Consider the following 12420-nt stretch of genomic DNA (forward strand, 5'->3'; position numbering starts at 1 on the left):
ATCGAAGCGCGAAACCGATGAAGATTAGGTCGGGCTCCTGAGGTGAGGTATCACGCCTCCCTCACACGTTCATGGCCGCTCCCGAAGGCGGCGTCGGCCCGCGGGAAGCGGCACGGGGGCGACGCCGGGCACCACGGGCACGGACAGGGTGCCGATGCCCTCGACGGTGAGCGTGACGGTGTCGCCGGGCTTGAGCGGTGGGGGAGTCTGCTCGCCGCGCACGCCCCACAGTTCGGCGAGGCAGCCGCCGTTTCCGCAGGTGCCGGAGCCGAGGAGGTCGCCGGGCACGACGCGGGTGCCGCGTGAGGCGTAGGCGGTCATCTCCTCGAACGTCCAGCTCATGTTGGACAGCAGATCGCGGCCGACGACCTCGCCGTTGACCTCCGCGGTCAGGGCCAGCCGCAGGAACCCCTCGCTGTCGCGGTGGGGCTCCAGCTCATCGGCGGTGACCAGGCACGGGCCGATGCTGTTGGCGGTGTCCTTGCCCTTGCAGGGCCCCAGGCCGACGTTCATCTCGGCGGACTGCAGGTCGCGGGCGGACCAGTCGTTGAGGATCGTGTAGCCGATGATGTGCTCGCGGGCCTGCTCGGGCGTGAGGTCACGCCCTTCACGGCCGATGACGGCGGCCACCTCCAGTTCGAAGTCCAGGGCGGAGGAGCCCGGCGGCACGGGGACGGCGTCGGCGGGGCCGTACACCGCGTGGGGGTTGCTGAAGTAGAACGTCGGCGCCTCGTACCACTGCTCGGGAACGCCGCTGACCCCGCTGACGGAGCGGCGCACGCCCTCGACGTGTTCCTCGAAGGTCACGAAGTCGCGCAGGGACGCGGGCTGGAACGGCGCCAGCAGACGGACCTCGCCCACGGTCGGGCCAGGCGGCACATCCAGGGCCTGAGCGCCCAGTTCGAGCAGGGCACGAAGGCCGCCGCCGGCGGCGATGACGTCGGTCAGGGACCGCACACCAGGCAGCGGGAACAAGGTGCCGCCCGCTTCGAGGACGGCGACCCGCTCGGACTGGTGGTGTCGATAGGTGACAAAACGCATGAGAGGCAGCTTCCTCCACAGGGGCCCGAGAGCGCGCCGGCGCCGAGCACGGCACCGGTGGAGCGGGCGCGCTCCCGGGAGTCGGATCGGTCAGACCGGCGGAGCGATGAACACGCCGCGGTCGACGTCGTTGAACGACTCCTTGGCGACGAGTTCGTTCATCGGATTGGCGGTGCCCCACTGGTCGGTGACCTCGGGCCGGGAGAAGTCGTAGACGTGCGGGTGCCAGGTGTCCTCGTCCAGGAGCTCCAGTTCGGTGGTGTACTCCACGGTGTTGCCGTGCGGGTCGAGGAAGTACGTGAAGGTGTTGTCACCGGCCATGTGCCGGCCAGGACCCCAGATCTTCTGGAACCCGGCTCGCATCACGCGGCCCGAGCCGCGCATGTACTCGTCCAGGCCGCGCATCTCGAAGGAGACGTGGTGCAGGGCGGTGTGCGGGCCCTTCGCCAGGGCCATGGAGTGGTGCTGGTTGGAGATCCGCATGAAGTGCATGACCTCGCCCATGTGCGGCGACGACAGCGTGTCCGACAGACGAAAGCCCAGGTGCTGCTCGTACCACTGGCGCGTGCGGTCCAGATCGGGGGAGTTGAGGACGACGTGGGAGAGCTTGACCGGGATGGCCTCCTTCTCCTCGATCTTGCGGTGCTTGCGTACCGCGACGTCGGCGGACACCTCGATGGTGCGGCCGTCGACATCGAAGAACCGGAAACCGTAGCCGCCGCCGGGGGTGTCGACCGATCCCGGCCGGGATATCAACTGCACGTCACCGGCGATCAGTTGCTCGGCCAGGGCGTCGACGTCCGCCGCCGACGCGGCGCCGTAGGAGACCAGGTCCAGGCGCTTCTCCTCGGCCTTGCGCAGCCGCACCACGTACTGCTCGGGCGAGCCCTCGGCGGCCAGGAACGAGATGCCTGAGTCCTCTTCGACCTTGGTCAGGCCCCACACACCGGAGTAGAAGTCGAGCTGCTTGTCGTAGTCGGGCACGGCGAGGTCGACGTGCCGCAGGTGGGTCAGCAGGCGTGAAGTCATGGTGGTCCTCCTTCAGGAGAGATCGAGCAGCGCTCTGGCGGTGGCACCTCGGACGGCTTCGAAGTCGGCGTCGTCCAGGCGGGCGGCGCGCAGTGCTCCGAGCGGGTCCGAGGAGCCCATGTCGAAGGGGAAGTCGGAGCCGAGCAGGACTCGGTCGGCGCCCGCGACGCGCACGAGTTCGCGCAGTACGTGCGGGTCGTGGACGAGGGAGTCGAAGTACAGGCGCTTCAGGTAACTGCTGGGCAGCTGCTCGCAGTTGACGGCCGCGTCCGAGCGGGCCTGCCAGGCGTGGTCGGCGCGGCCCATGTGGGTCGGCAGGTAGCCGCCGCCGTGCGCCGCGATGACGCGCAGGTCCGGGTGACGGTCGAGGACGCCGGAGAAGATCAGGTGCGACAGGGCGACCGCGTTCTCGGCGGGCTGCCCCACCGAGTTGGACAGATACCACTGGTCCAGGCGCTCATCCAGCGTGCAGCCGAAGGGGTGCAGGAACAGCAGCGCCCCGGTCTGCTCGGCCCGCGCCCACAAAGGCTCAAGGGCGGGGTCGGACAGCTCGCGCCCGGGAGCATGGCTGGAGATCTCCACCCCCAGCAGCCCCGCCTCCAGCGCGTGGTCCAGCGCCGCTACGGCCAGCTGAGGATGCTGCAACGGCACCAGACCCAGGCCGCGCAGCCGCGTCGGAGCGGCCGCACAGTGCGCGGCGACGGCCTCGTGCGCCAGACGGAACACCTTCTCCGCCAGCTCCTCGTCGGCCCAGTAGTGGTAGTGCGAAGGGGAAGCGCTGATCAGCTGGATGTCCACTTGTTGTTCGTCCATGGCCCGCAGCCGGGCCTGGACATCGGTCAGCCGCGCGAAGCGCTCCCTGATCATCTCGCCGCTCACCTTGAGCGCGGCAGGCCCGTTGCGGCGCGCGTCCAGCGCCTTGGCCTCCTCAAGTCCCGGTTGCCCGGCGACGAGTTGCTCCACCTCGGGCAGCAGCAGGTGGGCGTGGACATCGACGGTGTGTGTCACGGGCGCTCCCGCAACTGGGACATGGTGCGGACCATCAGGCCGGGAACATCGGCGTCGCGGACCTGGTCGAGCTGCCACTGGCCCAGCTGTACGGACGCTTCGACGACTGCCCGCACGCGCCCGATGCGCCGCTCGTAGTAAGCGTTCAGCAGCGTGTCGTCCCAGGTGCCGCTGCCGGTCAGGAGCTCGGACAGGACCACGGCGTCCTCAAGGGACATCGCCGCGCCCTGGGCGAGAGTCGGTGGGCAGCAGTGCGCGGCGTCGCCGATGAGCACGACACGACCGCGGTGCCAGGAGCCCTCCACCAGCATCTGGTCGAACCACGTGTAGTTGACCTGCGCGGGATCGGTGATGGTCTTGGTGATCTCGGGCCAGTAGCCGCCGTAGGCCGAGGCCAGGCGGACCATCTCGTCGGCGTAACTTTCGGGCGAGATCGTCGCCCGGTCCCGGTTGGCCTCCACGACGTACGCGTAGAGCGTGTCCTCGCTGGTGGGACAGTAACCGGCGATGTAGGCGGGCCCGCCGTACGCGAGGTCGGTGCGTGTCATGCCCTTGGGACGCGGTGCGGCCACCCGCCAGATGGCCATGCCCGTGGGCGCGGGCTTGTCGCTGATGCCGATCGCCGCTCGCGTGACGGAGCCCAGGCCGTCGGCAGCCACGACGAGGTCGTACCTGGCCTCCTCGCCGTCGGTCAACCGCACCGTCACACCAGTGTCATCCTGCTCGACGATCGTCGCGGTACTGCCCAGACGGACGGTGGCGCCACTGGCGCGGACCGCGTCCATGAGGATCTGCTGCAGCTGGGGGCGCTGCATGCCCACGGTGGCGGGCAAGTCGTCGCCGCCGGTACGCAGGTCGTCCTGGACGTGCAGCACGGTCCCGTCCGGCGCGGTGATGCCGACCGAGCCGAAACCGTAGCCGGACGCCCTGATCTGCTCCCACACACCCAGATCGCGCAGCACCCGCAGGGCGTTGCCCTGCAGCGTGATGCCGGACCCGGCGGTGGCGTTCCAGTCCTGTTTCGCCTCGACGAGGTCGACCGCGATGCCTGCCCGGCGCAGCAGGATCGTCAGGGCGTTACCGGCCGCGCCGCCTCCGATCACGAGGACATTGCGAGAGAGGGCCATGAGGAACTCCTTCGTCCCGGTGATTACTTGACGGCGAGCGGATTGATCGGGGAGCCGACCGCTCCCGTGATCGGCAGCGGTGGCGCGGCCAGGAAGAACTCGTAGACGCCGTCGTCGGCGCAGTCCTCGGCCAGGGCCTCCAGGTCCCACATCTCACCGACGAGCAGGCCCATGTTGGGGATGACGACCTGGTGCAGGGGCTGGAAGGCGGCCTCGAACTCGTTCGGGCGTACCTCGAACCCCCAGGTGTCCGTGGCGATCGCGGCGATCTCGCTGCCGTGCAGCCATCCGGCCGTGGTGAAGGAAAGCCCGGGGGCGGGCCCCCCGGCGTACTCGCCCCAGCCGTCGCGTCGTACCCGGGCCAGCTGACCGGTGCGTACGAGCACGATGTCACCCCGCTCCACACGCACCCCCTGAGCGCGCGCCGTTTCTTCGAGGTGGTCGGCGGTGATGGCGGTCCCGTCGGGGAGTTCACCGACCGCGCCTCCGATCGCGCGTCCCACGTCCAGCAGCACGCCGCGTCCGGCGATGTGCGCGGCCATGTGCTCGATACCGGTGACGAGGTCACCGTCGGAGGTGACCGTGGTCGCGGCGTCGCGCCCGTTCCACGCCTTGCCGTGGTCGAAGATGTGGCCCAGACCGTCCCACTGGGTGGAGCACTGCAACGGCATCGCCACCACATCGTCCGCGCCACCGATCCCGTGCGGCAGACCTTGTGTGCCCAGCGCGGCGTCCGCACCGGTGTCCAGCATGGTGTGCACCGGGTTCGTGCGCCGACGCCAGCCCCGCTGGGGGCCGTTCATGTCAAAGGGCTGGGCCAGCGAGAAGGACACACCGCGGCGGACGAGCGCCGCGCCCTGGACGCGCTTGGCCCGGGTGAGGAAGTTCAGGGTCCCCAGGCGGTCGTCCGCGCCCCAGCGTCCCCAGTTCGAGTAGGCCTTGGCGGCCTCGGCGACGGCGCCTTCCGGGTCGAGACGGTCGGGACGGTCCAGCGTCATGCCGTCACCTCGGCCACGCATCGCGTGCGCTGGGCGCCGAGACCGGTGATGGTCGCGTCCATCACGTCGCCGTCGCGCAGCAGCCGGCCCCAGTGCATGCCGTTGCCTGCCGGGCTGCCGGTCAGCACCAGGTCGCCGGGAAGCAGCCGCACGTTCTGGGAGATGTACGAGACGAGGCGCGCGACCGAGAAGATCATGTCCTTGGTCGACTCGTCCTGCATGGTCTCGCCGTTCAGCTCGAGCGTGACCTGGAGATCGTCCGGCGACGCGATGGACTGCGCCGGAACGATCCAGGGCCCCAGAGGGGTGAAGCCGGGAGCGTTCTTGCTGCGGAGCCAGTCGGTGCCGATCTGGGGCATGTCGCGGCGGAACACGGTGGCGCGGTCGGTGAGGTCGTTGGCGATCGTATAGCCGGCCACGTGGTCCAGCGCCTGCTCCACCGGGACCTGGAACGCGGGCCGGCCGATGACGGCCGCCAACTCCAGCTCCCAGTCGGGCTTCTCGGCCCAGCGGGGCAGTACGACGTCGTCGTACGGGCCGGTGATCGAGCTCGGCAGTCCGATGAAGACGTACGGCAGGTCCTCGGTGGCACGCCGGTCCATGATCTCGGCGGCCTCGGCGCGTGCTTCTTCCGCGCTCAGCCCGTCCGAGCCGTCCCGGTGGGCCACATGCAGATCGATGACGTGCCGGCGGTAGTTGGCGCCGGACTGCAGCACCTGGCGTGGGGCGATCGGCGCGTGCACCTGGAACGCGTCCACGAACGGGCTGTCACCGGCGGGGCGGTCGGCCAGTTCGGCGAAGGTGGCGGACAGGCGGTCCCAGTCCTCCATGACGCCGAGCATCGTCAGCGTTGCGTCGTCGAGAGCACGGCGCAGATCCACCACGGAGCCGTCACGCCGGATCAGCGCGGGAAACGCGTCCTGGTCAGCGGCTGAGAGGGACCCCAGGGCGTAGAGGCCGGAGAAAAGCGCGGGGGCGGCTTCGGGTTTCACGAGCATGTCCTCCTGATTGCGGTGTGACTAATCTGGCCCCCACATCCCTGATCAGGGAAATCGATTCTATGGATATGCTTTATCCACCGGACAAATACTCCTGGTCTCGCGCCCGAAGAAGACTCCGTGAACCTTTCCAGCCTCGATCTCAATCTCGTCGTCGCCCTGCGCGCCCTCCTGGAGGAACGCAACGTCACCCGCGCCGGCCAGCGCGTGGGTCTGTCCCAGCCCGCGATGAGCGCGGCACTGTCCCGGCTGCGCCGCCACTTCGGCGACGACCTGCTGGCCCGCACCGGCGGGCACTATGAGCTCACCGCCCTCGGGCAGGTACTGCTGGAGCGCACCGCGACCGCCTGCGACCTCATGGAGCGCCTGTTCAGCAGTCAGGCCGACTTCGATCCGGCCACCGAGAGCCGAACCTTCACCCTGGTCGCCTCCGACTACGCCGTGGCCGTCTTCGGCTCCGCGCTCGGCCGTCTCGTGCACGCCGAGGCTCCCCACGTCAGGCTCCGCTTCACCCAGACACCGACGACCGTGGTGGAAGACCTCGGCGTCCTGCTGAGTACCACCGACGGCCTGCTGATGCCCCACGGCGTGGTCGGTGACATGCCCCGCACCGACCTCTTCCGTGACGAGTGGGCCTTCCTGGTGGCGGAGTCCAACACCGAGGTGGGCGACCACCTGACCCGGGCCCAACTGGCCGAGCTGCCCTGGGTCACCTACCAGCGCACGTACGACGCGCCCGCCGTACGGCAACTGGCGATGCTCGGCATCGAACCCCGCGTCGAAGTCTCCGTCGACAGCTTCGCCATGTTGCCCTTCATGGTGGCCGGTACCAACCGGATCGCCCTGGTGCAGAAGCGCCTGGCCAAGCTGATGCAGAACCTGTCCGCCGTGCGCCTGATGCCGCCGCCCTACGAAGCCGTGCCACTGCGGGAAGCCCTGTGGTGGCATCCCCTCCACACCCACGACTCCACCCACATCTGGCTCAGGCAGGCCGCCCTGCGCGTCGCGGCAGAACTGCACGAACCCGACGGCCGGTGAAGTGCCGACGCGGCGCCGACAGGGCGGCGCACCGCTGAGCGTTGTCCCCCACGTGAGCCACACGCAAGTGCGCTCCCGGGGGTGACGATTCCGGATCGCCGTTTCCATAGCGTTCAGCCATGGCCTGCGGGCCTTGGAATCACCGTGCCGGTCGTCCTGCTGCCGGCCGGTGCGGGGACGGTTCTTGAGGAGTCGAGTACACATGAGGTTCGTCTGGCAGCTGCTGACCGTCCTGGCGGTCTCCCTCATCGGCGGTCAGTGCGTCGGCGCGGTGGAGGACAGCCCGTGGCTGCAACTGGCCGTCGGCACCCTGGCCGCCGTACTCGCGGTGGTCGCCTACGGGTGGGTGGTACGCCGCACCGAGCGCCGCCCGTCCACGGAGGTGTCCCGAGAGGGTGCCGCCCCCGCGCTCGGACGAGGACTCCTGATCGGTGTCGCGATGTTCAGCGCCGTCGTCGTGAATCTCTTCGCCGCCGGGTACTACGAGGTCGACGGCCTGGCGTCGCCGTCGGGCGCGGCAGGGCTGTTCGGCTTCATGGCCGCCGCGGCCGTGACGGAGGAACTGCTGTACCGCGGCGTACTGTTCCGGTTCGTAGAGGAACGCACCGGCACCTGGATCGCGCTGACGCTCACCGCGCTCGTGTTCGGTGCGTCGCACCTGTTCAACCCGGACGCCAGCCTGGTGGGGGCGCTCGCCATCGCCATCGAGGCCGGCGGCATGCTCACCGCCGCCTACGTCGCCACCCGCAGGCTGTGGGTGCCGATCGGCGTGCACTTCGGCTGGAACTTCGCCGCGTCCGGCGTCTTCAGCACCGAAGTCTCGGGCAACGACACCCCGCAGGGCCTGCTTGACTCCGCGACGTCGGGCCCGGTGCTGCTCACCGGGGGCGACTTCGGTCCGGAGGGGAGCGTGTACTCGGTGCTGTTCGGCGTGCTGGTGACGATCGCGTTCATGTGGCTGGCCCACCGGCGCGGCCGCCTGGTGCCCCGCCGACGTGCCGACCGGGTCGCCGCCCCCATTACGCTCGTCCGGTGATCGAACTCCGGAAAGCCGCCCGAGCCCGGCTGCGCCAACGGCCGGGCGGGTGGCACCGGTTCGATGTGACGGCCTGGTACCTCCCGCTCGGCCCGCTGATGATGGCCGCGTCCTTCGTACCGTCGATGCAGAACCACGGCACGCAGCTCGGCGGCGTGCCGGGCCGCTCCTTCGACGTGCTGGCGGTCGTGGCCATCGCGCTGCAGTGCCTGCCCCTGATGGTGTGCCGAAAATGGCCCGCGGCCTGTCTGGCCCTGGTGTCGCTGGGCTTCGCCGCCGACCAACTGCGCGGCTACCACTCACTGGCGGGCACCGGCCTAGCCCTCGCGCTGCTGGGCGCCGGGTCCCGGCTGGAACGCCACCGGCGCGTCACCGCGCTGGTCCTCTCGGTGGCGTACGTGCCGCTGGCCGTCGCTCTGTCCCGGGTCGGATCGGGCGAACCGGCGGGCGAGTTCGTGCTGTTCTACGCGGCGACGGCCCTGGTGTGGGGCGTGGGAACCTGGTTGCGCTCCGTCCGGCTCGCGGAGGCCGAGCGTCGGCGCCACGTCGCCGAGGAGAGCCGCACCGCCGAACGCACGCGTATCGCTCGCGAGTTGCACGACGTGGTCACCCACCATGTGACGGCGATGGTCGTGCAGGCCGAGGCGGCCCGTTACCTGACCGCCGCGCCCGAGCGCCTCGACCAGACCTTGAGTGCCGTGTCGGACACCGGCCGGCAGGCCATCAGCGACCTGCGGCACCTGCTCGACCTGCTCAATCCCGACCACGGCACCGGGCGCGGTACCGTGCGTGACACAGGAACGGCGGAGGTCGGAGCGCCGCACTTCGGGCGGGTCGGCACACTGGTGGACCAGACGCGCCGGGCGGGGCAGCCGGTGGAGTTCACCGAGGAGGGCAGCCCGGCGGAGTCGACCGGCAGTGCCGACCTGGTGGCTTACCGGGTGGTGCAGGAGGCCCTGACGAACGCCCTCAAGTACGCCCACGGCATCCACACCTCGGTCCGGGTCCGCCACGGCGAGAAGGAGATAACCGTGGAGGTCAGCACCGACGCGCTCGGGCCGCGGACGGTGTCCCCCGGCGGCAGCGGGCGAGGCCTGGCCGGTCTGCGGGAGCGGGTGGACGTCCTGGGCGGCGAGTTCAGCGCGGGCACGAGCACGGGCGGCGGGTTCGTCGTACGCGCACGCATCCCTTCGGGGAGCCCGTCGTGAACACGGGTCAGCCGTTCGTGCGCGCCGAGCATCCGGTCGTGGTCGGCGACAACGGCGGGACGACGTCCGGCGGGGCAGCGCCGCTCCGGGTCCTGGTCTGTGACGACCAGGTGTTGGTCCGCACCGGCCTCGTGACGATCATCGGCGCCCAGCCCGACCTGGAGGTGACGGGCGAGTGCGGAGACGGGCAGAGCGCCATCGACCTCGTCGGACGGCTGCGCCCGGACGTCGTGGTGATGGACATCCGCATGCCGGGGCTCGACGGCATCGAAGCCACCCGCCTGCTGGCCGGCGCCTCAGTGCCCCGTCCCGTCAAGGTGCTCGTAGTGACGACGTTCAACCTGGACGAGTACGTCTATGAGGCGCTGCGCGCGGGAGCCAGCGGTTTCCTGCTCAAGGACGCGCCGCCGGACCGGCTGCTGCACGGCATCCGGACCGTGGCCACCGGCGCGGCGCTGCTGGACCCCGAGGTGACACGCCGGCTGGTGGGCAGGTACGCCACCCGGATCAGGCCCGCCGAGGACGGCTCGGCGCGGGATCTCCCGCTCACCCCCCGGGAGCTGGAGGTGCTGCGGCTGATCGCGGACGGCCTGTCCAACACCGAGATCGCCGCGGTGCTCCTGATCAGCCGGGAGACCGTCAAGACCTTCGTGTCCCGCATCCTCACCAAACTCGGCCTCCGTGACCGCGTCCAGGCCGTCGTCTACGCCTACCGCCAGGGGCTGGTCACCTGACCCACACCCCGACCCGCGCCCGTCACAGGTCCAGCGTGAGCCGTCCCTCCTTCGCCCGTGACACGCACACCATGAGCGTGTCGCCGCAGGCCCGCTCCTGTGGGGTGAGCACGCTGTCGCGGTGGTCGACCTTCCCGGACAGCACGTCCGTCTCGCATGTGCCGCAGGTGCCCTCGGTGCAGGAGTAGAGAACCTCGACCCCGGCCCTCTGCAAGGTGGCGAGGATGGACTGGTCGGCGGCGACCGTCAACGTACGGCCGGAGCGGGCGAGTTCGACTTCGAAAGGCGTGTTCCCGGCGGTGTTGCCGACGGTGTTCCCGGTGGTGCCGGCCTGCGGCGCGCTGAAGCGTTCGGTGCGCAGGGCCTCGGGCGGCACGATGGCCGCGACGGCGGTGAGCAGGGATTCCGGACCGCAGGCGTAGACGAGTTCTCCCGGCCGCAGACCGGACAGGAACTCCGGCAGGTCGAGCGGGCCCTCACAGAGCCGGATCCGGTCGGCGGGGTGGTCGGCCGCCAACTCCTCGGTGAACGCCATCGATTGCCGCGAGCGGCCACCGTAGTAGAGCGACCAATCGCCGGTGGCGGCCTTCGACGTGGCGGCCTTCAGCATCGGCAGGATCGGGGTGATGCCGATGCCACCCGCCACGAACCGGTACGAGGGCGCCGGCTCGAGACGGAAGCGGTTGCGAGGCCCCCGGACGTGCAGCCGGCTGCCAACCCCCAGCTCGCGGTGCACATGAGCGGATCCGCCGCGCCCCTCCTGCTCCCGCAGCACGGCGATCCGCCATGAGCGGGCGTCGCCGCCGCACAGTGAGTACTGTCGCTCAAGGCTGTCGGACAGGATGAGATCAACGTGGGCGCCCGGCTCCCACGCGGGCAGCGGCGCACCGTCGGAGCGGCGCAGGACCAGGGACACGATGTCGGCGGTCTCCTGGCGGCGTTCGGCGACGACGAGATCGAGCGGCTCGCTCACGATGTGTGGTCCTCCTCGGTTGTGGCGGGGTGGTCGGGGTGATCGGGGTGGGCGAGCATCCACTCCCACATGGCGACGGGATCCTGGCACGTGTGGCGCGCGCCGCAGTGGCAGGAGCCGTCGAGGAGATCGGTGCCGGGGAGCCAGTCGACGCGGAAGATGTCGCCGCTCATCCCGCGGCCAGCTTGGCGAGGATGCGGCGGGCGGCCAGGCCGCCGGTGTCGATGTTGATGCTCAGTTCCTGGTAGCCGGCGGGTTCGGTGTCCAAAGAGCGCTGCAGCAGGTTGAGCGCGTCCACGTCCTGCATGACGACTGTGTGGTTGAAGTCCCGCAGGAAGACGGTCACTTCGTCGTCATCGACGGCGAAGTCCCGGGAGACCGCCCAGAAGTCGTAGACCTTGCCCGGCGCCGACGGCGTGATGGCATACGTGATCTCCGTACGGAACACCGGGGATTCGGCCCCCGACGGGCTGATGCGGCTGTGCAGCAGATAGAGGCAGGGCGCGTGGTACTCGATGTCCTGCAACCGGCGAATGCGGCCCTCGATGCCGGTGGAGCGGGCATAGAAGGGCGGGCACTCGGCGTCGGTCATGTGCCGCGAGACCCGTACGATCCCGGCAGCCTCGTCGACCTCCGTGGTGATCGGTGTCTCGGCCACCTCCGGGGTGCCGATGTAGCCGCCGTGCAGATACGTCTCGTGGGAGAGGTCCATCAGGTTGTCGACCAGGAGGCCGTAGTCGGCGTCGATCGGCTCCATCCCTTGCACGGTCACCCAGCCGTCCTCGGCCAGATGCGGGGCGCGCGGAATCCTGTCGGCGTCGGCGAGTTCCGGGTCGCCGATCCACACCCACACCATCCCGTCGACCTCGGCGACGGGGTAGGAACTCACCCGCGCCGTACGCGGAACGCGTTTCTGCCCGGGCACGTACACGCACGTCCCGGTCGTGTCGTAGGTGAACCCGTGGTATCCGCACACCACCCGGTCACCGTCGAGACCGCTCGCCGAGAGCGGGTAGCGGCGGTGCACACAGCGGTCGGCGAGGACGACCGGTTCCCCCGCCTGAGTGCGGTAGAGAGCCAGCGGCTCTCCGAGGACGGTGCGCCCGAGGAGTTCGCGGCCGACCTCGGAGGACCAAGCGGCGACGTACCACTGGTCACGGGCGAAAGCGGTGTGGTCGGTCATGGCAGGCGTCCCTCCTGTCACTGCGCGTAGCGCCGTCGCTCCGCGTC

Annotated in this window: 13 protein-coding genes; 4 read left to right on the forward strand and 9 right to left on the reverse strand. The window is 70.1% G+C overall.

What is annotated here, in order from left to right:
• Positions 1-69 precede the first annotated feature (69 nt).
• From AB0I94_RS23470 to AB0I94_RS23495, 6 genes are all read right to left on the reverse strand, one after another.
• On the reverse strand, positions 70-1041 hold the full coding sequence (locus AB0I94_RS23470) for a fumarylacetoacetate hydrolase family protein (RefSeq protein ID WP_363311564.1): 972 nt from the start codon (positions 1039-1041) through the stop codon (positions 70-72).
• Between the two features lie 90 nt (positions 1042-1131).
• Entirely contained in the window at positions 1132-2070 is a 939-nt protein-coding gene (locus tag AB0I94_RS23475; RefSeq protein WP_363311565.1) for a VOC family protein, read from the reverse strand.
• Between the two features lie 12 nt (positions 2071-2082).
• Positions 2083-3078 carry an amidohydrolase family protein gene (locus AB0I94_RS23480; protein ID WP_363311566.1) on the reverse strand — a complete coding sequence of 332 codons (996 nt, stop codon included), beginning with the start codon at positions 3076-3078 and terminating at the stop codon, positions 2083-2085.
• Positions 3075-4205 carry an FAD-dependent oxidoreductase gene (locus AB0I94_RS23485; RefSeq protein ID WP_363311568.1) on the reverse strand — a complete coding sequence of 377 codons (1131 nt, stop codon included), beginning with the start codon at positions 4203-4205 and terminating at the stop codon, positions 3075-3077. The genes AB0I94_RS23480 and AB0I94_RS23485 overlap by 4 nt, the downstream gene beginning before the upstream one ends.
• A 23-nt stretch (positions 4206-4228) precedes the next feature.
• The gene (locus AB0I94_RS23490) at positions 4229-5203 is read right to left on the reverse strand and encodes a cyclase family protein (protein ID WP_363311569.1); all 975 of its coding nucleotides are present in this window, start codon (positions 5201-5203) and stop codon (positions 4229-4231) included.
• Positions 5200-6201 carry a fumarylacetoacetate hydrolase family protein gene (locus AB0I94_RS23495; protein ID WP_363311570.1) on the reverse strand — a complete coding sequence of 334 codons (1002 nt, stop codon included), beginning with the start codon at positions 6199-6201 and terminating at the stop codon, positions 5200-5202. Before AB0I94_RS23495 ends, AB0I94_RS23490 begins: the two co-directional genes overlap by 4 nt.
• A gap of 120 nt (positions 6202-6321) precedes the next feature.
• Here AB0I94_RS23495 and AB0I94_RS23500 point away from each other — a divergent pair, with 120 nt between their 5' ends.
• The 4 genes from AB0I94_RS23500 to AB0I94_RS23515 all read left to right on the forward strand — a co-directional run bounded on the left by AB0I94_RS23500 (position 6322) and on the right by AB0I94_RS23515 (position 10217).
• Entirely contained in the window at positions 6322-7239 is a 918-nt protein-coding gene (locus AB0I94_RS23500; protein WP_363311571.1) for a LysR family transcriptional regulator, read from the forward strand.
• A 202-nt stretch (positions 7240-7441) separates the two neighbouring features.
• Complete coding sequence (locus tag AB0I94_RS23505; RefSeq protein WP_363311572.1) at positions 7442-8275, forward strand: CPBP family intramembrane glutamic endopeptidase; 834 nt, start codon at positions 7442-7444, stop codon at positions 8273-8275.
• A gap of 98 nt (positions 8276-8373) precedes the next feature.
• Entirely contained in the window at positions 8374-9483 is a 1110-nt protein-coding gene (locus AB0I94_RS23510) for a histidine kinase (protein WP_363311618.1), read from the forward strand.
• Between the two features lie 38 nt (positions 9484-9521).
• Positions 9522-10217, forward strand: a complete 696-nt coding sequence (locus AB0I94_RS23515; RefSeq protein WP_363311620.1) for a response regulator transcription factor — start codon at positions 9522-9524, stop codon at positions 10215-10217.
• Between the two features lie 22 nt (positions 10218-10239).
• Here AB0I94_RS23515 and AB0I94_RS23520 read toward each other — a convergent pair whose 3' ends face one another.
• The 3 genes from AB0I94_RS23520 to AB0I94_RS23530 are packed head-to-tail and all read right to left on the reverse strand — an operon-like array spanning position 10240 to position 12373.
• Positions 10240-11190 carry a PDR/VanB family oxidoreductase gene (locus AB0I94_RS23520; protein ID WP_363311573.1) on the reverse strand — a complete coding sequence of 317 codons (951 nt, stop codon included), beginning with the start codon at positions 11188-11190 and terminating at the stop codon, positions 10240-10242.
• Positions 11187-11363, reverse strand: coding sequence for a hypothetical protein (locus tag AB0I94_RS23525; protein WP_363311574.1), 177 nt, complete (start codon positions 11361-11363; stop codon positions 11187-11189). The genes AB0I94_RS23520 and AB0I94_RS23525 overlap by 4 nt, the downstream gene beginning before the upstream one ends.
• Positions 11360-12373, reverse strand: coding sequence for an aromatic ring-hydroxylating dioxygenase subunit alpha (locus AB0I94_RS23530; RefSeq protein WP_363311575.1), 1014 nt, complete (start codon positions 12371-12373; stop codon positions 11360-11362). Before AB0I94_RS23530 ends, AB0I94_RS23525 begins: the two co-directional genes overlap by 4 nt.
• Positions 12374-12420 lie beyond the last annotated feature (47 nt).

This window comes from Streptomyces sp. NPDC050147 (assembly GCF_040660195.1).
Classification (GTDB): domain Bacteria; phylum Actinomycetota; class Actinomycetes; order Streptomycetales; family Streptomycetaceae; genus Streptomyces.

Coding starts and splice junctions, on each gene's coding strand:
- AB0I94_RS23470 (WP_363311564.1), bottom strand. CDS start 1,041: ATGCGTTTTGTCACCTATCGACACCACCAGTCCGAGCGGGTCGCCGTC.
- AB0I94_RS23505 (WP_363311572.1), top strand. CDS start 7,442: ATGAGGTTCGTCTGGCAGCTGCTGACCGTCCTGGCGGTCTCCCTCATC.
- AB0I94_RS23525 (WP_363311574.1), bottom strand. CDS start 11,363: ATGAGCGGCGACATCTTCCGCGTCGACTGGCTCCCCGGCACCGATCTC.
- AB0I94_RS23510 (WP_363311618.1), top strand. CDS start 8,374: ATGATGGCCGCGTCCTTCGTACCGTCGATGCAGAACCACGGCACGCAG.
- AB0I94_RS23490 (WP_363311569.1), bottom strand. CDS start 5,203: ATGACGCTGGACCGTCCCGACCGTCTCGACCCGGAAGGCGCCGTCGCC.
- AB0I94_RS23485 (WP_363311568.1), bottom strand. CDS start 4,205: ATGGCCCTCTCTCGCAATGTCCTCGTGATCGGAGGCGGCGCGGCCGGT.
- AB0I94_RS23530 (WP_363311575.1), bottom strand. CDS start 12,373: ATGACCGACCACACCGCTTTCGCCCGTGACCAGTGGTACGTCGCCGCT.
- AB0I94_RS23495 (WP_363311570.1), bottom strand. CDS start 6,201: ATGCTCGTGAAACCCGAAGCCGCCCCCGCGCTTTTCTCCGGCCTCTAC.
- AB0I94_RS23475 (WP_363311565.1), bottom strand. CDS start 2,070: ATGACTTCACGCCTGCTGACCCACCTGCGGCACGTCGACCTCGCCGTG.